The sequence below is a fragment of the Thermobispora bispora DSM 43833 genome, from assembly GCF_000092645.1.
GTDB lineage: Bacteria > Actinomycetota > Actinomycetes > Streptosporangiales > Streptosporangiaceae > Thermobispora > Thermobispora bispora.
Map to the genome: position 1 here is coordinate 3,581,350 of NC_014165.1, position 19,076 is coordinate 3,600,425.

General features: G+C 73.5%; 14 protein-coding genes. 5 read left to right on the forward strand and 9 right to left on the reverse strand.

What is annotated here, in order from left to right; all coding sequences use genetic code 11:
• Positions 1 to 2: 2 nt before the first annotated feature.
• The 5 genes from TBIS_RS15175 to ychF all read right to left on the reverse strand — a co-directional run bounded on the left by TBIS_RS15175 (position 3) and on the right by ychF (position 9,625).
• Positions 3 to 2,480, reverse strand: coding sequence for an ATP-binding protein (locus tag TBIS_RS15175; protein ID WP_050760553.1), 2,478 nt, complete (start codon positions 2,478 to 2,480; stop codon positions 3 to 5).
• Positions 2,481 to 2,592: 112 nt separating this feature from the next.
• Positions 2,593 to 5,373, reverse strand: a complete 2,781-nt coding sequence (locus tag TBIS_RS15180; protein ID WP_013133286.1) for a conjugal transfer protein — start codon at positions 5,371 to 5,373, stop codon at positions 2,593 to 2,595.
• Between the two features lie 21 nt (positions 5,374 to 5,394).
• A complete protein-coding gene (locus tag TBIS_RS15185; RefSeq protein WP_013133287.1) occupies positions 5,395 to 5,685 on the reverse strand; it encodes a hypothetical protein in 291 nt (96 codons plus the stop codon).
• Between the two features lie 50 nt (positions 5,686 to 5,735).
• Positions 5,736 to 6,752, reverse strand: coding sequence for a conjugal transfer protein (locus tag TBIS_RS15190; RefSeq protein WP_013133288.1), 1,017 nt, complete (start codon positions 6,750 to 6,752; stop codon positions 5,736 to 5,738).
• 1,784 nt (positions 6,753 to 8,536) lie between these two features.
• The gene (ychF, locus tag TBIS_RS15205) at positions 8,537 to 9,625 is read right to left on the reverse strand and encodes a redox-regulated ATPase YchF (RefSeq protein ID WP_013133290.1); all 1,089 of its coding nucleotides are present in this window, start codon (positions 9,623 to 9,625) and stop codon (positions 8,537 to 8,539) included.
• Between the two features lie 211 nt (positions 9,626 to 9,836).
• On the opposite strand from ychF, the gene TBIS_RS15210 reads away from it, so the two are divergent.
• Together TBIS_RS15210 and TBIS_RS15215 are read left to right on the forward strand one after the other, a co-directional pair.
• Positions 9,837 to 11,168, forward strand: coding sequence for a DNA recombination protein RmuC (locus TBIS_RS15210; protein WP_013133291.1), 1,332 nt, complete (start codon positions 9,837 to 9,839; stop codon positions 11,166 to 11,168).
• Between the two features lie 9 nt (positions 11,169 to 11,177).
• The gene (locus tag TBIS_RS15215) at positions 11,178 to 11,690 is read left to right on the forward strand and encodes a DUF6542 domain-containing protein (protein WP_013133292.1); all 513 of its coding nucleotides are present in this window, start codon (positions 11,178 to 11,180) and stop codon (positions 11,688 to 11,690) included.
• Between the two features lie 305 nt (positions 11,691 to 11,995).
• On the opposite strand, the gene TBIS_RS15220 is transcribed toward TBIS_RS15215, so the two are convergent.
• Positions 11,996 to 12,967, reverse strand: a complete 972-nt coding sequence (locus TBIS_RS15220; protein ID WP_013133293.1) for a 4-hydroxy-3-methylbut-2-enyl diphosphate reductase — start codon at positions 12,965 to 12,967, stop codon at positions 11,996 to 11,998.
• Positions 12,968 to 13,074: 107 nt separating this feature from the next.
• Here TBIS_RS15220 and TBIS_RS15225 point away from each other — a divergent pair, with 107 nt between their 5' ends.
• Both TBIS_RS15225 and xseA read left to right on the forward strand, forming a co-directional pair.
• Positions 13,075 to 13,725 carry a DUF8129 domain-containing protein gene (locus tag TBIS_RS15225; protein WP_013133294.1) on the forward strand — a complete coding sequence of 217 codons (651 nt, stop codon included), beginning with the start codon at positions 13,075 to 13,077 and terminating at the stop codon, positions 13,723 to 13,725.
• 87 nt (positions 13,726 to 13,812) lie between these two features.
• Positions 13,813 to 15,021, forward strand: coding sequence for an exodeoxyribonuclease VII large subunit (xseA, locus tag TBIS_RS15230; protein ID WP_013133295.1), 1,209 nt, complete (start codon positions 13,813 to 13,815; stop codon positions 15,019 to 15,021).
• A 243-nt stretch (positions 15,022 to 15,264) separates the two neighbouring features.
• Here the strand turns inward: xseA and asnB are convergent, their stop codons facing one another.
• Positions 15,265 to 17,100, reverse strand: coding sequence for an asparagine synthase (glutamine-hydrolyzing) (gene asnB, locus TBIS_RS15235; protein ID WP_013133296.1), 1,836 nt, complete (start codon positions 17,098 to 17,100; stop codon positions 15,265 to 15,267).
• Between the two features lie 153 nt (positions 17,101 to 17,253).
• Here asnB and TBIS_RS15240 point away from each other — a divergent pair, with 153 nt between their 5' ends.
• Positions 17,254 to 17,493 carry an exodeoxyribonuclease VII small subunit gene (locus TBIS_RS15240; protein ID WP_041431682.1) on the forward strand — a complete coding sequence of 80 codons (240 nt, stop codon included), beginning with the start codon at positions 17,254 to 17,256 and terminating at the stop codon, positions 17,491 to 17,493.
• A 201-nt stretch (positions 17,494 to 17,694) separates the two neighbouring features.
• Here TBIS_RS15240 and TBIS_RS15245 read toward each other — a convergent pair whose 3' ends face one another.
• Positions 17,695 to 18,288 (reverse strand): DUF4245 domain-containing protein, encoded by a 594-nt coding sequence (locus TBIS_RS15245; protein WP_013133298.1) that lies wholly within the window; start codon positions 18,286 to 18,288, stop codon positions 17,695 to 17,697.
• A 120-nt stretch (positions 18,289 to 18,408) separates the two neighbouring features.
• The gene (locus tag TBIS_RS15250) at positions 18,409 to 19,041 is read right to left on the reverse strand and encodes a TetR/AcrR family transcriptional regulator (protein ID WP_013133299.1); all 633 of its coding nucleotides are present in this window, start codon (positions 19,039 to 19,041) and stop codon (positions 18,409 to 18,411) included.
• Between the last annotated feature and the right edge of the window lie 35 nt (positions 19,042 to 19,076).

Consider the following 19,076-nt stretch of genomic DNA (forward strand, 5'->3'; position numbering starts at 1 on the left):
CCTCAAGACCGCACCTCCTGCGCGACCTCAGACCGACCACCGGTGCCCCCGTCAACATGATCATGCCCATCGCCCGGCTTTTCGCGCGTGGGGTTCGTGTCGAACCACCGCAGCAGCTCCTCCGAGATCAGGTCGACCCCGATCCGGCCGGCCCGGCCGTCAAGATCCCGGAAGATGCACTCCCCGTTGCCCAGCGAGCGCAGCACGGCCTTGTGCTCCTCGGACGGATCCACGCCGAGGAGCTCCATCACGTGCTCCACCTCCACCCGTTCGGTCGAGCGGAAGGCGAAGACCGAGGAGAGGCAGTTGGTCACCTGCTCGTTCAGCAGGTCCCCCGCGTTCTGCGAGACCAGCACCAGCGCGGTGTTCCGCGACCGGCCCATCCGGGAGACCTCGGGCACGAGCTTGGCGCCCTCCGGGGTGGAGGTGATCGCCCACGCCTCGTCCAGGAAGATCGCCTTCGGTGTCCGCCGGTCGAGCCCGTTCATCAGCCGCCGGGCGAACTGGGACACCAGGTAGAGCAGGGCGACCGAGAGCCGCTGCTCGTAGGAGTAGTCGTCCCGCGGTGTCACCACGTCGGGGAGGGTCAGCCCGTCCAGGGTGAAGACCGTGGTCCACCCCTCGATGTCGATCCGCTCGCCGCCCGACGGGTCGAAGCAGAGCCGCGCCAGGTGCATCTCGGACATCGACCGCAGCACCGCGCCGAGGTTCTTCGACGCGGCGTCCGGCGCCCGCTCCAGGTACTCCACGACCTTGCCGAGCGACGGAGACGGCTCGGCCGAGACGGCCGCGACCGCCTGGATCATCGCGGACTCCCGCTCCTCCGACATCCGCGGGAGGAGCAGCCGGAGCGTCTCGGTGGCCATGGTCCGCTTCGCCGCGATGTCGTCGCCGAAGGAGAACGGGTCGAGCAGGCCCGGGGCCGCCGTGCCCAGCGGGATGATCCGCGCCTTCCGGCCCCGCCGCCGCAGCAGCTCGACCAGCGACTGGGCGTCCCCCTTGGGGTCGATGACCACGATGGTCACCCCGCGCAGCGCCATCTGGTAGATCAGCAGCATCGCGAGGGTGGTCTTGCCGCCGCCCGGCTCACCGGTGATCGCGATCGCCGTCGGGCGGTTCCGCGCCGCCGCCACCAGCGGGTCGAAGTGGACGACGCTCCGCGCCCGCCCCAGCGTCTCCCCGATGTACGGGCCGATCCACCCGGCGTTCGACTCGTCCACCCGGTCGCCGAGCTCCACGGTGGCCGTGGCCATGCCGCCGGCGATCGTGCGGAGCGGCTGCCGCTGGGCGTACGCGTTGACCCGCAGCCGCTCCCCCGGCAGGGACTCGCAGAACAGCGAGAACTGGTCGCCGGTGGAGTTGACCACGTCGATGCCGAGGTCGCGGTAGTGCTCGATCACCGCCTCGACCCGCTGGATGCACATCTCCTCGGTCGGGGCGCTCACGCTCAGCCGGTGCCAGCCGTACACGAACGGCAGGCGTTCCTTGGTGATGCCGTGCTCCAGCGCCCGGGCGGCGTCGATCTGCTCGGCGAGGGCGAGCGGCGCCTCGGCCCCCGCCTCCCGGATGTGGATGTCCATGTCCCGGGCGTGCGCGAGCTTGCGCGCCACGTCCTTGCTCGCGCGCACCGGCGGGATCAGCCGCATCCGGCTCGACACCTCGACCGGGAAGGGGAGCTGGTCGGCGAAGTGCAGCCAGGGTTCGCCGTCCGGGAACGGCATGAGGTCGGGGAACCGGGCGAACGACAGGAAGGCGACGTACGCCTCGCCGTACGGCTGCTCGATCCGCAGCAGGGAGCGGCCGTTGTGGATCTGGCCCTCGACCAGCGCCTCGATCTCGCCCCTCCCCCAGCGGCGGCGCGGGGTCGCCGAGGGCCGCTGGTCGCCGAGCCCGCCGGACGCGGCGTGCTGGAACAGCCAGGCGATCTCGTCGGAGGTGGCGTGGCGGGCGTAGAGCGCGCTCGAGGCGAGCGCCCGGCCGAGCCGCTCGGCGGCCTCGGTCCACCGCTCGATCTCCCGCTCGGGCACGTGGTCGTCCTCGATGCCGAGCGCCTTCTCCCCCCGCTGGTACAGGCCGAAGAGCTGGGCGAGCACCCCGGTGCCGAGCTGCGCGCCACGCGGGCCGAGCCGGACCCCGAGGTAGACCTCCTTGGTCCAGAAGTCCTTGGCCCAGACGTGCCGGTACATCTCCTCCAGGTACTCGCGCCAGCCCGGGCCGCCGTCGGAGGTGGCGTCGAGCGCCATCGCCCACTCGGCGGCCGGGTAGGGCCGGTGGGCCACCCGCAGGTGCACCTCGGCGTCGGGCATCCGGATCGCCGCGAGCGCGATCGTGATGTTGTTCGCGAGGGCCTCGCGCTCCTCGGGGGTGAGGAACTCGTAGCTCACGGTCGGCAGCCGGAAGTAGGCCCACGCCGCTGAGTCGGTGAGGAGGATGCGGTCGTCGAAGTACCGCACGGCGAGCCGGCTCCTGGCCCTGCTCATCGGTCACCCACCAACTTCCCCGTCCACGGTTGCACGCACCCGTCGCCGCCCGCCCGGCGCGGTCCCCCGCGCGGTCCGCTCGCACCCGTCGAGCCGGGCACCGCCCCTGGGCTCACTTGGCGACCTCCTCCTGGGCCTGGATCGAGGCGAGCGTGCTCACCAGCACGCCCGCCAGGGCAACGTACGCTCTGCGGCCGCTCATGCGCAGGTGATCGAGATCGACCGGGCCGGGCCGGCCAGGGGCGAGCGCGTCCTCCCAGGGCACCCGGACGATCGCCCGGCATCGGCCGCTCGCCACCGCCTCCGCCTGCTCGACGTCGGCGAGGCTGCGCCGGCTCACCCCGTTGACCACCAGCACCGCGCGGCGCCGCAGCTCCGCGCAGCCGTGCCCGTCGAGCCACTCGAAGGTCATCGCGACCGCGTTCGCCGCGTCCTCGCTCGCCGGGGCGACCAGCACGAGCTGGTCGACGTACGGCAGGAGCCGCCCGGCGACCGCGGCCGCCGGGTCGATCACGGTGATCCGGTAGTGCCGGTCGAGCACGGCGAGCGTGCGCCGCCAGTCGGCGAGGAAGGAGAGGTCGGCGAGGCGCTGCGGCGCGTGCACGTCCGGGTCGGCGCCCACCACCTCCAGCCCGGACTCGCACCGGCTGGTGAACGCCCGGATGCCGAGGTAGCCGGTGACCGTCTCCGAGCTCTTCAGCAGGGAGGTGAGCGTCTCCGGCGACTCGGCCGCGATCTTGCTGGTGAGCGTCTCCTCACCGCTGTTCGCGTCGAGGGCGACCACCCGGTCGTCGCGGTAGCGGGCGAGCGTGTGCCCGAGCATGAGCGCGGTGGTCGTCTGCCCGGCGCCTCCCGCGCAGCCCAGCACCATGATCCGCCGGCTCTCGGTGAGCGGGGTGCGGGCCCGCTCGATGTCGAGCTCCATCGTGTCGGTACGGCTCCCGCCCACGACCACCTGGGCGAGCCGCCGCCAGCCGCCCGAGGAGCCGCGCCCCACGACCGCCTCCACCCGGCGGAGCCGGACCGGCTCCTCGGCGGAGCCCCGGCCCTGGGCGACCAGGCCCGGCGGGCCGCCGGGCGTGACGGGGTCGGTGACCGCCCGGATCGTCACCCCGGGTGCGGGCTCCCGGGGTTCAGCGGAGCCGGGGCCGCGGTGCGGAGCGGTGCCGGAGGCCGGGCGGCGGGCCGGGGAGTCCTGCGGCCCGAGCGGGCGCGGCCGGCCCTGCCGCTCCTGTGCCCCGGGGCGGGGCGCAGGCGGCGGGTAGGGCCGGGGCGGGCGGCCCTTCCGGTGCTGCTCCCAGGCCTTCCTCCGCCACTCGGCCGCGTCGTCGCCCGCGTCCTGGGCGGCGGTGTCCTCCGGTTCCGGCCGGGCGGGATCGGTGGGCTCGGGATCGGACCGGGCGGCCGGTTCGGCGGGCCGGGCCCGCTCCGCCTCGGGGCGGGCATCGGCCCGGTGGGGCCGCTCGCCGTCGCCGGGGTGGGCCTGCTCGTCGCCGTGGCGCGCGTCATCGCGGTGGGCCGGCTCGCCGCCGGGGCGGGTGTGCTCGTCCCCGCGGGCCGTCTCGCCGCGCCGCTCCTCGGCGGGACCGGGCGTGCTCCCGAGATCCGCCCGGTCGTCCGCGGTGCTCGCGGCGCGGAGCGGGATGACCGTCCGCTCGGCATCCCTTGGCGCTGGGTCCGATGCCGTCGGTGCGGGGTGCGGGGCCGGCTCCGCGTCGGCGGCGCCGGTCCGGTGGGTCCGCTCCCGGCCTGCCTTCCCCCGCGGGGATTCGGCGCTCGCGGCCAGCCTGCGCAGCCGGCGGATGGTCTCGGCGCCCAGGAACGCGGCCTTCCGGCTCGGGACGTCCTCGTCCGGGGAGCTCGGCGCGTCCTCGTCCGGGGAGCTCGGCGCGTCCTCGTCCGGGGAGCTCGGCGCGTCCTCGGCCACGGACGGCGCCGGCGGTGGCGCGGGCTCGGCGGCCTCCGCATGCGCCCGTGCCGGAGACGGGGCGGCCGGCTCCACCGGTGCGGGGGCCTGCTCCGCCTGAGGCGGCGCCGCGACCTCGGCCGGTCCGGTGTCCGGAGCCCGGGAGGAGAGCGCGGCCGCTGCGGCGTCCGTCCGCGCCTCCGCGGGAGCCCCGGCCGCATCGCCGGCCGGCGCGGTGGCCTGCCGAGCCAAGGCGACGACGGCGGGCCGGGTGGCGCCCGTCTCCACCGGCTCCGCAGCCCCGGCCTCCCGCTCCTCCGGCGCGGAGGGCTCTCCCGAGCGGGACGGTGACGCCACCGGGAGCGGCAGCGGCGGGGCCGCGTCCGCGGTCCGCCCGGCCGCCCGGCGCGGGGCCGGCCGGACGTCCGCCACCGTCGCCTGCTCTTCGGCGGTCCGGTCACCGGCCGCCCGGTGCGGGGCGTCCCCGGCGTGCCGTACCTGGTCCACGGTGACGGGCTCGGCGAGCGGTACGGCCGCGGCGCCCTGGAGGAGCGCCCGCGCGGGCAGGGCGTCGCGCCGGAGCAGCGGGGCCCGCACGGCGCCCCGGGCCGCGACCTGGGCGCGGGAGCGCCAGACCCGCACGGTGAACGCGATCTCGTCGGGCTCCCGCTTCGGGGCCATCCGGCACCACGTCCGAGGCTCCACCAGGTAGCGGAGCTGGGACTGGAGCAGCTCGGTCAGGCGCTTGCTCTCGATCACCGGCCGGGTGGAGAGCCAGGTCAGGACGCCGGGCGGCACCAGGTACACCACGTGCCACGGCGCGTCGAACGGCAGCCCGACCAGCCAGAGGAGGAGCCACCAGGGGACCGAGACACCCACGAACACCCCGATCCAGACGATCGGAAGCGGCATGGGGAGCCGGAGGTCGTACAGCTTGTACAGCCGCTTCTCGATCCGCCAGATGTTGGTGTACGTAGGTAGGTCCACCCGACTCTCCCCTCCGCGTGATCACTTGATGCCCAGCGCGGTCGCGATGGCCTTCGCCGTCACCTCGATGATGTTCGGCACGTAAAAGATCACGCCGATCCCGATCGCGAGCAGGATGAACTGCACGAACTTCGTGATCTCGCGGGTGAAGAGGAAGAAGATGGCCACCACGGAGACGACGGCGAGGAAGAGCGGGGCGAAGAACCTCCGCAGGAAGTCGGCGAGGCCCTCGGTGTCGATACCGGGGGTCGGCGGGGGTGACGTGGGCGCGGCCAGGTCAATGAGGCCGTCCACCAGCGTTTGCAGAATCAATTCTCGCCCTCCCGGGGGAGTGGAACAGCGATGTCATGATCGAGCATGCGCTACCCCGCGGACCGATGCGCACCTTGGATGTCCTTGACGAACCACTTGCCACCCTGCTTCTCCATGGTGAGCCGGTAGGCCTGCTCCAGGCTCGCGGGCTCCGTGACCGGGTCGCCGGGGGTGGCGCTCGGGGCGGGCGTCGCCTGCGACTCGACGGCCCACACGACGACGGCGGTGACCACCCTGCTGTCCTCCGGGCCGGGCGGCACGATGACGTCCTTGAGCTGGGCGAGCGTGATCCCGCCGCCGAACCCCTCGATCGGGGCCCCGTTCACCACGTACCGCTGAAGGTCGACCTGGTCGCCTGCGGCGTACGCCTTGAAGAACCCCTCGAGCTGCGGGCGGAGCTCCGCCTCGGCGGCCGAGTCGCGGTCCGGCTCCGGGAGCTGCGGCAGCCCCGCCGGGCCCGAGGCCGGGAGCATCGCCGGCCGGCCCGAGACCACGAACCTGCCCCCGTCGTGGTAGATCGGCACGGAGAGCAGGCCCCGGGTGCCGCCCGACTGGTACATCACGGTCACCCGGGCGTTGTTGGCGTCGGTCACCTCGATGCCGGCGAACTGGAGGGCGCCCGCCGACATCCGCCCGTACCCGTTCCAGCCGAACTGGGCGTCCGCGCCTTCGGGGAGGAACGGCCGCAGCCGCTCCGCGCGCTGCTGCGGGTTGGCCGCGTCGTAGTTGAGGTAGACCGCGGCGAACTGAATGGCGAACGCCGCCCCCTGGGTGACCGGGAACCCGAGATCGCTCGGCGTGGCCGAGGTCGCGGGAGCCCCGGCGTCCCCGCGCATCCGCTCGAACGGCGCCCGCACCCCGTTGACGACGATCACTATGATCAGGGCCCACAGGATGGCGCGGCCGATCCAGACCAGCCAGCGCCCTCCACCGCCGCTCCAACCGCCGGCGCGCCGGAACGAGGCGCCGTGCGCGGCGTCCCCCCGATCAGCGGCGTCGGGAGGATACGACTCGGGGTCGCCAGCGATCCGCCGCGGATTCTGCTGGACCGTTGACCTGCGAGTCATCACGCCTCCGCTCGCGCCTTTCCCCCTTGCCGGCGCGGTGTCTCACTCTCGATCCGGTTAGCCGTATCGAATTATTCACTCTAGCCGTCTGGTCAATTCTTCCAGGTAAGCCACGCCCATGGTGCAAGCATCGCCGTGAGCGAGCAAACCAGGTCTAGATGCCGTTGAGACGGCCCACTCCTATCCACTCCGGCGGAAAAGCGCGTTGCGCCTGGCCAGGGCGTTCTCGGATTACCCCACCGCCATGTATTGCTATCCCGGCGTTCCGTCCGGGTGCCGTACGGGCGGCGCGCGCCATCCCTGCTGCAGGCTCCTCGGGTGCGCGACCTGCGGCGTTCGCCCTGATGGGCCGCCTCTGATGCCGCGCCGTGGCGCTCCCCGTCACCGGGCCGTGCCGCCGTCCGCCGCGCGGGCGTCCGGTACGGCGATGCCGTACGGCCCGGCACGGGAGCGCGGTGTACCGCGGGCCGGCACGGCCGGGCCTCCGGTGGGCGCGGTCTCCTCGGCCATGCCTCCGGCGCCCGTCCCGGTGGGCGGCCTGGTGCCCGGCCGTACGCGCCCGGCGAGCCGTACCGCCGCGCCGCGCGAGGCGGCAGCGCGATCGCAGTGCGCGGCCTGCATCAGGGCCACCGGCGACCGGGCATCACCACCCGCCCGGGACGGCCACACCACTGAAGACACCTTTCATCCCCTATCGGGTTTCCCACGGTTTCCGCGAGGGTTCTTTCCCAGGAAATGGCCGTTCAATTGCGGTTTAATCAGCCCAGAGACGGGGGAATGGCGCGAAGGGTGATATCCCAGTGACCCGATAACCGGTTCCATCGGCCGGCGCTCCGGTAATCGCCCGCTCACGGTTCCGTGCCGGCACGTGCACCGCATGCCGGTCATCCGGTATTCGCGCTTTTCTTCCCGGCCGGATCGGCCCGCCGCCGAGCCCGCCACGGCGTGCATGTTTCCGCGAGGCGTATCGCACGCGGCGCGCCGAATGGCCGGGATCAGGCGGAAAGGACGAGGTGAGGGCGGTGGCCCCCGGGGAGAGACCGGCCACCGCGGGAGCCCGCGGACCGGCCCGCGGCTCATCCGGGCGCGCGAGGGGTGCTCGCGCTGACGGCACGGCGCCGTCCGCGGCCGGCCCATCGGGGCGCGCGAGGGTTGCACCGGGCATACCGCCGAGGAGCGCTCGCGCATCACCCGGAGCTCCACGACGTGGTGGCGCACCACGTGAGCGCGATGACCGTGCCGGGTGAGCGTGATGACCGTGCCGGCCGCGGCCGCGCGCGGTCGGGCGCCCTCCGATCGGAGATGACGGGGCGGACGCGCACGCGGCCCCACGGCGGCGCCGCCCGCCCCTGACCTTTGCGGACGGCGCACCGGATGGCGGCACAGGGCACGGCCTCCGGCACGCGAGAGCCCGCGCGCAGCCACGGCATCGACCCCGTGCACAGCACGGCATCGACCGGCTCCGGCCGCGCAGAGAGGACGGCCGCATGCCGGCATCGCCCCGGCGGCCGGGACGTCCCGGGGATCCCGGTCCGGAGGACGGCTGCGGCCCAGCACGTGACCGCGGCGTCGTTCTGGCCGGTGGAGGCGCCGGGCCGGCCGGACGCCGGCGCCTTCGGCATCCCCGGCAGCACGGTGGACACGCAGTCCCAGCGGCTCGCGAGAAGACCCGAGACGCCCGGGCGATGATCATCCGCGAAAAGACCGCCGGAGGGACGGCAGCCGGGGGCGAGCCCGTCAGGCCGCGCGACCGCTCAGAGGTGACCGCTCAGCGGTGCGAGCGCTCAGACGTTGAACCGGAACTCGACCACGTCACCGTCCTGCATGACGTAGTCCTTGCCCTCCATCCGGACCTTGCCCGCCGCGCGCGCCGCGGCCATCGAACCGGCCTCGATCAGGTCGTCGTACGAGACGATCTCGGCCTTGATGAAGCCGCGCTGGAAGTCGCTGTGGATGACACCAGCCGCCTCCGGAGCGGTCGCGCCCTTGCGGATCGTCCAGGCGCGCGCCTCCTTGGGCCCGGCGGTGAGGAAGGTCTGCAGGCCGAGGGTGTGGAAGCCGACCCTGGCGAGCTGCGCCAGGCCGGACTCCTCCTGGCCGACGGAGCGGAGCAGCTCGGCCGCGTCCTCCTCGGGCAGCTCCACCAGCTCCGCCTCGAGCTTGGCGTCGAGGAACACGGCCTCGGCCGGGGCGACCAGCTCCGACAGGCGCGCCTTCAGCTCCTCGTCGCTGAGCTGGTCCATGGAGGCGTTGAACACGTACAGGAACGGCTTCGCGGTGAGCAGGTGGAACTCGCGCAGGTCGGCGAGGTCGATCCCGGCGCTCTTCGCCCCCGCGTACAGCGTGGTGCCGCCGTCGAGCAGCTTCGCGGCCGCCTCGACCGCCTCGAGCACGGCCTTGCGCTCCTTGAGGTGCGTGGCCTCCTTCCTGAGGCGCGGCAGCACCTTCTCGATGGTCTGCAGGTCGGCGAGGATCAGCTCGGTGTTGATCGTCTCGATGTCCCGCTGCGGGGAGATGTCCCCGTCCACGTGGGTGACGTCGGGGTCGTTGAAGACCCGGATGACCTGGCAGATGGCGTCGGTCTCCCGGATGTGGGCGAGGAACTGGTTGCCCCGGCCCTGTCCCACGGACGCGCCCCGGACCAGGCCGGCGATGTCCACGAACTCCACCTTCGCCGGGACGATGCGGGCCGAGCCGAACATCTCGGCCAGCTTCTCCAGCCGTGGATCCGGCACGCCGACGATGCCCACATTGGGCTCGATCGTGGCGAACGGGTAATTCGCCGCCAGAGCCTTTGCGCTCTTGGTCAGCGCGTTGAACAGCGTGGACTTTCCGACGTTGGGCAGGCCGACGATGCCGATGCTCAAGCTCACGTAGGCCGAGTCTACGGGCTGCCGAGCGCATGCCGGACCACGGCCACCCGCCGGCGGGCCCCGGACCGGCCGGAGCGGGCCCCTGATCCGGTACGGCACGGCCGCCCGGCGAGGGCATCGGCACCCGCGATCCTCGCCCGTACCGCGCCGCCTGCGCGCGCCTCCCGGCAGGGCCGCCGGTTGGCTGAAATCATACGAATCCGTGGACGTCATGGCTTTGCTGCTCGGGCTCGCCATCGGGCTCGCCGCCGGGCTGGTCATCGGCGCCGCGCTCGCCCGGGCGCGCACGGCCGGCGCGGCGGCCGAGGTCGCCGCCCGGATCGCGGAGGCGGAGGCGCGGCGGCGCGCCGCCGAGGAGAAGGCGGCCTACGTGGAGTCCCAGCTCACCGAGCGCTTCCAGGCGATCTCCGCCCAGGTGCTCGACGCGAGCAACCGGCGCTTCCTCGAGCTCGCCGAGAGCAGGCTGAACACCACGCGGGCGGAGGTGGCCGGGGACCTCGAGCAGCGCCGCCAGGCGGTCGAGACGCTGATCACCCCGATCAAGGAGACGCTCGCCAAGGTCGAGAGCCGGCTGCGGGAGAGCGAGGCCGGCGCCCGGGCGGCGCGCGCCGAGCTGACCACGCAGATCGAGCTCGTCCGGCGCAGCTCGGAGGAGCTCAAGGCCCAGACGGCCGCGCTGGTCCGGGCGTTGCAGCGGCCCGAGGCGCGCGGCCGGTGGGGCGAGCTCCAGCTCCGCCGGGTGGCGGAGCTCGCCGGGATGGCCCGGTTCTGCGACTTCGACGAGCAGGCCGGCGCGGCCACCGGGGACGGTGCGGTCCGCCCGGACATGGTGGTACGGCTCAGCGGCGGCAAGAACATCGTCGTCGACGCGAAGGTCCCGCTCAGCGCCTACCTGGAGGCGGCCCAGGCCGCCGACCCGGACGTGGCCGCCGCCCGGCTCGACGCGCACGCCCGCCACCTGCGCGAGCACGTCGACCGGCTCGCCGCCAAGGCGTACTGGCAGGCGTTCGACCCGGCGCCGGAGTTCGTGGTGCTGTTCATCCCCGGGGAGGCCTTCCTCGCCCCCGCGCTGGAGCGCGACCCCGAGCTGCTCGAGTACGCCATGCGCAAGCGGGTGCACATCGCCACCCCCACCACGCTGATCACGATGCTGCGCACCGCCCAGTACGCCTGGCAGCAGGAGGCGATCAGCGAGCACGCCAAGACGGTCCTCCGGCTCGGCAAGGAGCTGTACGAGCGGCTCGGCCGGCTCGCCCGGCACCTCGACGAGCTCGGCAGGGCGCTGGGGCGGGCGGTGACCGCGTACAACCGGACGGTCGGGTCGCTGGAGAGCCGGTTACTGGTGAGCGCGCGGCGGCTGCACGAGCTCGGGCTCACCGACGGCCCGCTCGAGGCGCCGGCCCAGGTGGACCAGGCGCCGCGGCAGGTCGTGCCCCCCGAGGCCGGCGACGCCGCGCTACCCGCGCTTGACGAAGGTGAAGAGAGCGTAATCTCCCCGCCCCTGTCCCGCCAGAACGGTAAATTGACCCGCGACTCGGCCTAAGGGGGCTCGATGACAGGCACCGATCAGCCACGGCTCAGGCTCACGGCCCGCGGGGCGGTCGTCGTGCTCTTCATGATCTCGCTGCTCGGCCAGTTCCTCGCCCCCGGCCCGGTGTTCGTCATCGGCTGCGTCACCGTGGTGCTGCTGGTCCACCGCCGCGACCTGCTCGCGCTCGCGGTCACGCCCCCGCTGGTGTTCTTCTGCGCCGCCCTGTTCGTGGAGTTCATCCGGGCGCTCGGCTCGGGCTCGATGCTCCAGGCGCTCGGCCTCGGGCTGTTTACCACGCTCTCCTCGGCCGCGCCCTGGCTCTTCCTCGGCTCGGCGCTCACCCTCGTCCTCGCCTGGCCGCGCGGTCTTCCGGCCAACGTGCGGGAGCTGCGCCGGGAGCTGAGCCGCGGCGCGAACCGGCCCGGGGCCGGGAAGCGGCGCGGGCCGCGCCGCCGGAACCGGCGGAGGGGTTTCGACCCGGAGCCCGAGGGCTACTTCGAGCCGCGCCTGTACGGCAGGGCGATCGAGGACTGAGCGGGTCACGCCGGCCGGTCCGTGGGCCGTACGCGGCGCCGGCGATGCCGGCCATACATGGCACGGTCGCCGACGGCCGCAGACGGGTATGGCGGGCAGTCGTGCCGCTCGTACCGCGCCATGAGGCCGGCCGAAAACCGACTCCCCCACATCGGTCCGCGGCGGCCCGGAGGTCGGCACCGTCGATGGTGACCGGGAACGGCACCGTCCGATCCCGGCGCCCGCCGGGATGCCGACCGGCCGCCGGACTTCAGGTCGCCGACCGGGATACCGCCGCCCGTCGGGGATCCGCGCGTCGCCGGCGCCTACTTGGCCACCGCGCGCAGGTCGCGGCGCAGCTCGTACGGGAGGGCGAAGCGCATGTGCTCCTCGACCGCCTCGACCTCCTCGACGTCGGTGAAGCCGCTCTCGGCGAGCCGCTTGAGCACGCCCTGGACCAGCTCCTCGGGGACCGAGGCGCCGCTGGTGAGACCGACCGTGGTCACGCCCTCCAGCCACTCCTCGCGGATGTAGGAGGCGTCGTCGACGAGGTGGGCGGCCTTGGCCCCGTAGGCCTTGGCCACCTCGACCAGGCGCTTGGAGTTGGAGGAGTTGGCGGAGCCCACCACGAGGACCAGCTCGCACTGCGGGGCGATCCGCTTGACCGCGGCCTGCCGGTTCGAGGTGGCGTAGCAGATGTCGTCGCTCGGCGGGTCGATCAGGTTCGGGAACCGCTCGCGGAGCCGGGCGACGGTCTCCTTGGTCTCGTCGACGGAGAGCGTGGTCTGGGAGAGCCAGACCACCTTGTCCGGGTTGCGGACCTGGACCTTGTCCACGCCGTCGAGCCCGTCCACGAGCCGGATGTGGTCCGGGGCCTCACCCGTGGTGCCCTCGACCTCCTCATGGCCGGCGTGGCCGATGAGCAGGATGTCGTAGTCCTTCGCCGCGAACCGCTTGGCCTCGTTGTGGACCTTGGTGACGAGCGGGCACGTGGCGTCGATCGTCTTCAGCCCGCGCGCGGCGGCCTCCTGGTGGACGGTGGGCGCCACCCCGTGGGCCGAGAAGATCACGATGGCGCCGTCGGGGACCTCGTCGAGCTCGTCGACGAAGATGGCGCCCCGCTCCTCGAGACGCTTCACCACGTGGGTGTTGTGCACGATCTGCTTGCGCACGTAGATGGGGGCGCCGTAGCGGTCGAGGGCCAGTTCGACCGTCTGCACCGCCCGATCCACCCCGGCGCAGTACCCCCGCGGCTTGGCGAGGAGGACACGGCGGGGTGCGGGGCTCGGTGACTCCATGGTCCTAATGGTATGGGTTCCTATGCTATGGGGAGCGTCACCCGCCTCTTGACCATGGTCTTGCGACACTGGATGTGCGAAACCGATCTTCTGCCCCAGGAGCCGCGATGTCCGTCCTCAGAGACATAGCCAAGCAGGTCCGCGACGCGATGGAGAACCGCGAGCGGCTGCTGGAGAAGGCGAAGGATCTGCCGGTTCTCGTACTCCAGGCCGTCCTCGTGGCCGTCGGGCGGGCGCTGCAGTTCGGTGACGGGGTCAAGTCCCAGCTCAAGCGCTTCACCGGTGAGAGCCCGGACGGCGTCCGGCCGGCCGAGACCGAGCCGGCCGCACCGGAGGCGGAGGAGCCCAAGGCGGCCCGCCGGGAGCCGGTGATCTTCGCTCCGCCGCCGTCGCAGCCCAAGGAGCCTCGCCCGGAGACGCCGACGGTGACCGTGGCGCCGCCGAAGGAGCGCCCGGCCGAGGAGCGGGTGGCCGAGGAGCCGGCCGCCGCCGCGCCCGAGCCCGAGGCTGAGCGGCCCGCGCCGGCCGGGAAGGCCGAGGCACCGGCCGAGGGCGCCGCACCGGCCCCCGCCGCGGAGGTGGCCGAGCCGTTCCCCGGCTTCAGCGAGATGTCGCTCCCCTCACTGCGCGCGCGGCTGCGCGGCACCACGGCCGAGCAGGTGCAGGCGTTCCTCGACTACGAGCGGGCGCACGCGAACCGGCCCGACGTGGTCGGCATGTTCGAACGCCGCCTGGCGAAGCTGCGCGCCCAGGGCTGACGGGCCCGGAATCGTCGGGGCGAGCGGTTAGCCTCCCGGGGGTGACCCGCCCCCGGGCGGGCCGCGAGCGTCGAGCGAGGAGGGCACGTGACCGCGAAGACGTCCCCCGAGTCACCGTTGCCGATCCGGTCGGTGCTGCAGATGGTGGCCCAGTGGATCGGCCGGCTCGGCACCGTGTGGGTGGAGGGGCAGATCACCGAGCTCACCGCCCGGGGCGGCACGGTGTTCCTGACCCTGCGCGACCCGGTGGCGAACGTCTCGGCGCGGGTCCTCTGCTCCCGTTCCGTCTACGAGGCGACGGTGCCGCGGCCCGTGGACGGGGCGCGGGTGGTCATGCACGTCAAGGCGGACTTCTACGTCAACAAGGGATCGTTCGCCTTCACCGCCCTCGAGATCCGGCCGGTGGGCATCGGGGAGCTGCTGGCCCGCCTGGAGCGGCTGCGCCAGACGCTCGCCGCCGAGGGGCTGTTCAACGTGGAGCGCAAGCGCCGCCTGCCGTTCCTGCCGCGGAACATCGGGCTGATCTGCGGGCGGGGCTCCGCGGCCGAGCGGGACGTGCTGGAGAACGCCCGGCGGCGCTGGCCCGCCGTCCGCTTCACGGTGGAGCCGGTGGCCGTGCAGGGGCCGTACGCGGTGGCGGAGATCATCGAGGCGCTGCGCAAGCTCGACGCCGACCCGGGGATCGATGTGATCATCATCGCGCGGGGCGGCGGCTCGCTCGAGGACCTGCTGCCGTTCTCCGACGAGGCCCTGGTCCGCGCGGTCGCGGCCTGCCGTACCCCGGTGGTGAGCGCGATCGGCCACGAGCAGGACACCCCGTTGCTCGACCTCGTCGCCGACCTGCGGGCCTCCACGCCGACCGACGCCGCCAAGAAGGTCGTGCCGGACGTCGGTGAGGAGCTCGCCCTGATCCACCAGCTCAGGGAGCGGGGCCGCCGGGTCATCGGCGGGTGGATCGCCCGGGAGAGCGCGTGGCTCGAGGCGGTGCGCTCCCGGCCGTCCCTCGCCGACCCGCTCCGGGAGATCGACCGGCGGGCCGAGCAGATCGACTCGCTGCGCGACCGCTCCCGGCGCTGCCTGGCCGGCATGCTCGACCGCGCGGCCGACTCGCTCGAGCACCTGCGCGCCCGCCTGGTGGCGCTCTCGCCCGCCGCGACCCTGCAGCGCGGCTACGCGATCGTCCAGCGCCCGTCCGGTGAGGTGGTACGGCTGGCCGGGGAGGTGCGCCCGGGCGACGAGCTCAGCGTCCGGTTCTCCGACGACCGCGTCACGGTGATCGCCTCGGATCAGGGGTGAGGCAAGGCGCCCGCCCCGAGGCCGCCGTGCTCGCCTCCGGAGTCGCCGTGGCGCTCCCCTCGGGCCGGCCGCGGCGCGCACCGCGGTGTTCACGCCGGAGCAGGAGTGATCGGCCAGGGGACGGCCTGAGCAGGCCCCGCCCGCGGCACCGGCGCGGGATCGGCCCGGCCCGCGGGGAACGGTCCGGAGCGGTGGCCGCGATGGAAGGCCGGGTCGCCGGATCGGCCCGGCCCATGGGGACGGTCAGAACAGGACGCGCGCCCGGTAGCGGCCGAGCCAGGCGTTGAACTGCAGGAACCACTCCAGCGGCGCCCGGGCGCCGTTCCCGGCCGGGCGCTCGCCGAGCACCCGCCGGATCTTCGCCACGTCCACGAACGGCTCCGCCGGGAAGCTCCCCTCCGCGAGCAGCTCGGCCGCCCGCTCGCGCAGCCGGTGTTCGTAGCCGGGATCCTGGATCGAGGGGTAGGGCACCTTGCCGCGCTCGAGCACCGAGCGCGGCAGCAGGTCGGCCACGGCGGCGCGCAGCAGGCTCTTCTCCCGGTGGTCGAAGGTCTTCATCGACCACGGGGCGTTGAACACGTACTCGACGAGCCGGTGGTCGCAGAACGGCACCCGCACCTCGAGGCCGACGGCCATGCTCATCCGGTCCTTGCGGTCGAGCAGGAGCTGCAGGAACCGGGTGAGGTGGAGGTGGCTCAGCTCCCGCATCCGCCGCTGCACGCCGTGCTCGCCGGGGAGCACGGGCACCTCGGCCAGGGCGGTGCGGTATTCATCGCGCTGATAGGCGGCGATGTCGAGGGCGCGGAGCAGCCCGTCGTCGAGGAAGGCGCCCCAGTCCCACTGCCGCCTGAGCTCGGGGAGCGCGAGCCAGGGGAAGGTCTCCGCGCCGACGGCACGGGGGTCGTGGAACCACCGGTACCCGCCGAACACCTCGTCGGCCGACTCCCCGGAGAGGGCGACGGTGGAGTGCCGCCGGATGGCGGCGAAGAGCAGGTAGAGCGAGGTGTCCAGGTCTCCGGTGCCGACCGGCAGGTCGCGGGCCCGGAGCACCGCGGCCCGCGCCCGGGGGTCCATGAGCTCGGCCGAGCTCAGCACGATGTCGGTGTGACAGGTGCCGGCGTGCCGTACGACCTCGTGGACGAACGGGGCGTCCGGGGTGTCGCGCATCGCATCCGGCCGGAAGTGCTCGGCGTACCCCACGAAGTCGACCGCGAACGAGCGGACCTTCCCCCGCTCCCCGGAGAGGCGGGCGGCGAGCGCGGTGACCGCGCTGGAGTCGAGGCCGCCGGAGAGCAGCGTGCAGAGCGGCACGTCCGCGATGAGCTGGCGGGCGATGATGTCCTCCAGCAGCTCGCGCACGGTGCGGACGGTGGTGTCCAGGTCGTCGCGGTGCTCCCGGGCCTCCAGGCGCCAGTACCGGTGGGTGCGCACCCCGGTGCGGCCCACGGTGACCAGCGAGCCGGGGAGGACCTCGTGCATGCCGCGGAAGATCCCGTGCCCCGGGGTCTTCACCACGGCGAGCAGCTCCCGGAGCCCGTCGAGGTCGAGGACCGGTTCGGCGAGCGGGTTGGCGAGGATCGCCTTGGGTTCGGAGCCGAACAGCACCCCGTCGGGCGTCGGGAAGTAGTAGAGCGGCTTGATGCCCATCCGGTCCCGGACGAGCAGGAGCTCCTGCCGCGGGATGTCCCAGATGGCGAACGCGTACATGCCGTTGAGGCGGGTGGCGAGGTCCGGGCCCCACTCCAGGTACGCCTCGAGGACGACCTCGGTGTCGCTCCGGGTGCGGAAGCGGTGGCCGAGCCGGGTGAGCTCGTCGCGCAGCTCGCGGTAGTTGTACACCTCGCCGCTGTAGACGAGCACCGCGATCGGGCGGCCGTCCCGCTCCGCGACCATCGGCTGGCGGCCGCCCTCGATGTCGATGACGGCGAGCCGGCGGTGGCCGAGCGCGGCGTGCGGGGCGAGCCACACGCCCTCGTCGTCGGGTCCCCGGCAGGCCATGGTCTCGGTCATGGCCTGCACGGTCTCCCGCTCCCGCCGGAGATCGCGCCCGTGGTCCACCCAGCCGGTGATGCCGCACATGACAGCCCCGGTGGGTGGTATTTCCTCACCTCACCCGCACATGGCCATGAGTCTGCATAGTGACGACAATTTCGCCGTTTCACGTTCGCCACGGCCGGCGCGGCCGGCGTACGGCACGGCACGCTGTCGGTTCCGGCGCCTATCGTGAGGGGCGTGGCTGAGGAGAAGGACCGACCGTCGTACGAAGAGGCCCGGGAGCAGCTCATCGAGGTGGTGCGCCGCCTGGAGGCCGGCGGGCTCACCCTGGAGGAGTCGCTCGAGCTGTGGGAGCGGGGCGAACGGCTCGCCGCGATCTGCGAGGAGTGGCTCCAAGGGGCGCGCGCGAAGCTCGCGATGGCGATGGCGCAGCGCGAGGAGCCTCAGCCGGACGGCAACGGCGAGACGCCCTTCTGATCCTGCTGAGCCCCGGTGCGCCTCTGCCCGGCGAGCCCTTGCTCCGGTTGGGGGCCCGCCTCTGATCCGGTGGCCGTCGCCGGCCCGGGAGTGCGCGCCGGCACCTGTTCTAGGAACCGGCGGCCGTCACCGGCCCCGGGGAGGGGCCGTCATCCGCTCTGGGAGCCGAGGGCCGTCGCCGGCTCGGGACCCGTCCCCGGATCAGCCGGTGGGCGTGGACGCCGTGGCCGAGGGGGTGGCGGCCGGCGCGGACGTGGAGGGCGCCGGGGACGTCTTGGGCACCGGGGTCAGGATCTGGGCCAGGGCGGTGAGCTCGTCCCAGTCGGCGGTGCCGGTGACCACGACCGCGTGCTCCGGGGAGATACGCACCAGGGACCGCTGGTTCTTGTCCTCGCGCACCCGCTCCTGCCAGGTGACGCCGTTGATCTGCCGGCTGCCGCTCACCTTGTCGGTGTTGGCCATGCGGTTGGCGAACACCTCGGGCGGCTGCTCGTTGCTCTGCGCGACCATGGCGTGCTGCCGCTTGGCGGTGGCGAAGCCCAGCCGCCAGGTGACCGTGCTCCCGTTGCGGGTCAGGTTGGAGCTGGTCGGCACCCACTCGGGCGGCTCATGGCTGGGCGCCACGATCTCGTACGGCGCTGCGGCGGCGGCGTTGGCCTTGTCGATGGAGTAGTTCACCCGGGGGATGTGCTCGCCACGGCCCTGCGGCATGCAGGCGTGCAGCAGCAACGCGACGCCGACGCAGACGAGCATCGCCCACACATAACCTGCGATGCCCTGGGTCACTCCTCGCACGTCAAAGGAGCCTACCCGCTGCCGGAACCGGTCCCGGCCCCGGTGGAGCCCTGCCGGGGTCGCCGCACCGTTCCGCGCGGCGGAGTCTCGGCCGCCGCTGCTCGCGGCTATGCCGTCGGGTCAGCAGGACAGGTTCGCCGCCTCCTGATGCCCGGAGGCCACCGACCTGCCCATGACCTCGATGATCCGCAGCGCACGCTCCGCCATCGCCCGGGCGGCCTCCGGGTTCTCCTGGTGGGTGACCTCCTGCACGACCGCGGCGAGCGCACCGGTCAGCACCACGACGAGCTCGTCCTCGTCGGCGAAGAGGGCGGCGGTCCGCCTCGTCCACTGGCGCAGGTGATCGCGCAGGGTGACCTCGAAGCCGGGCGGGGTGTCCCCGTGGAGGAAGAGCGCGGCGAGGTCGCGCTCGTCGAGACACCCCTCGAGGTAGGCCCGCGCCCCGGCGAGGAACAGCGACATCGGGTCGGTCCGTCCCGCGGCTCGCGCCTCCTTGATGGCCCGCTTCGACCGCTGGGTCTGCCGGGCCTGGAACTCCTCGAACAGCGCCAGGTAGAGGTCCGCCTTGCTGGAGAAGTGGTGGTAGAGGCTGCCGACGCTGGCGCCGGCCCGGGACACCACCTCGGTCACCCCGGCCTCGGCGAACCCCCGGGTGATGAAGACCTCCTTCGCCGCGGTGAGCAGGGCGCTGCGGGTGGCGGCGCCGCGCTCCGACGTGCGGACTCCGACCGTTCGCTGGGTGTCGGTGCTCATGACCGCGACGATATCCCCATGGCGCGTCCCGTGGG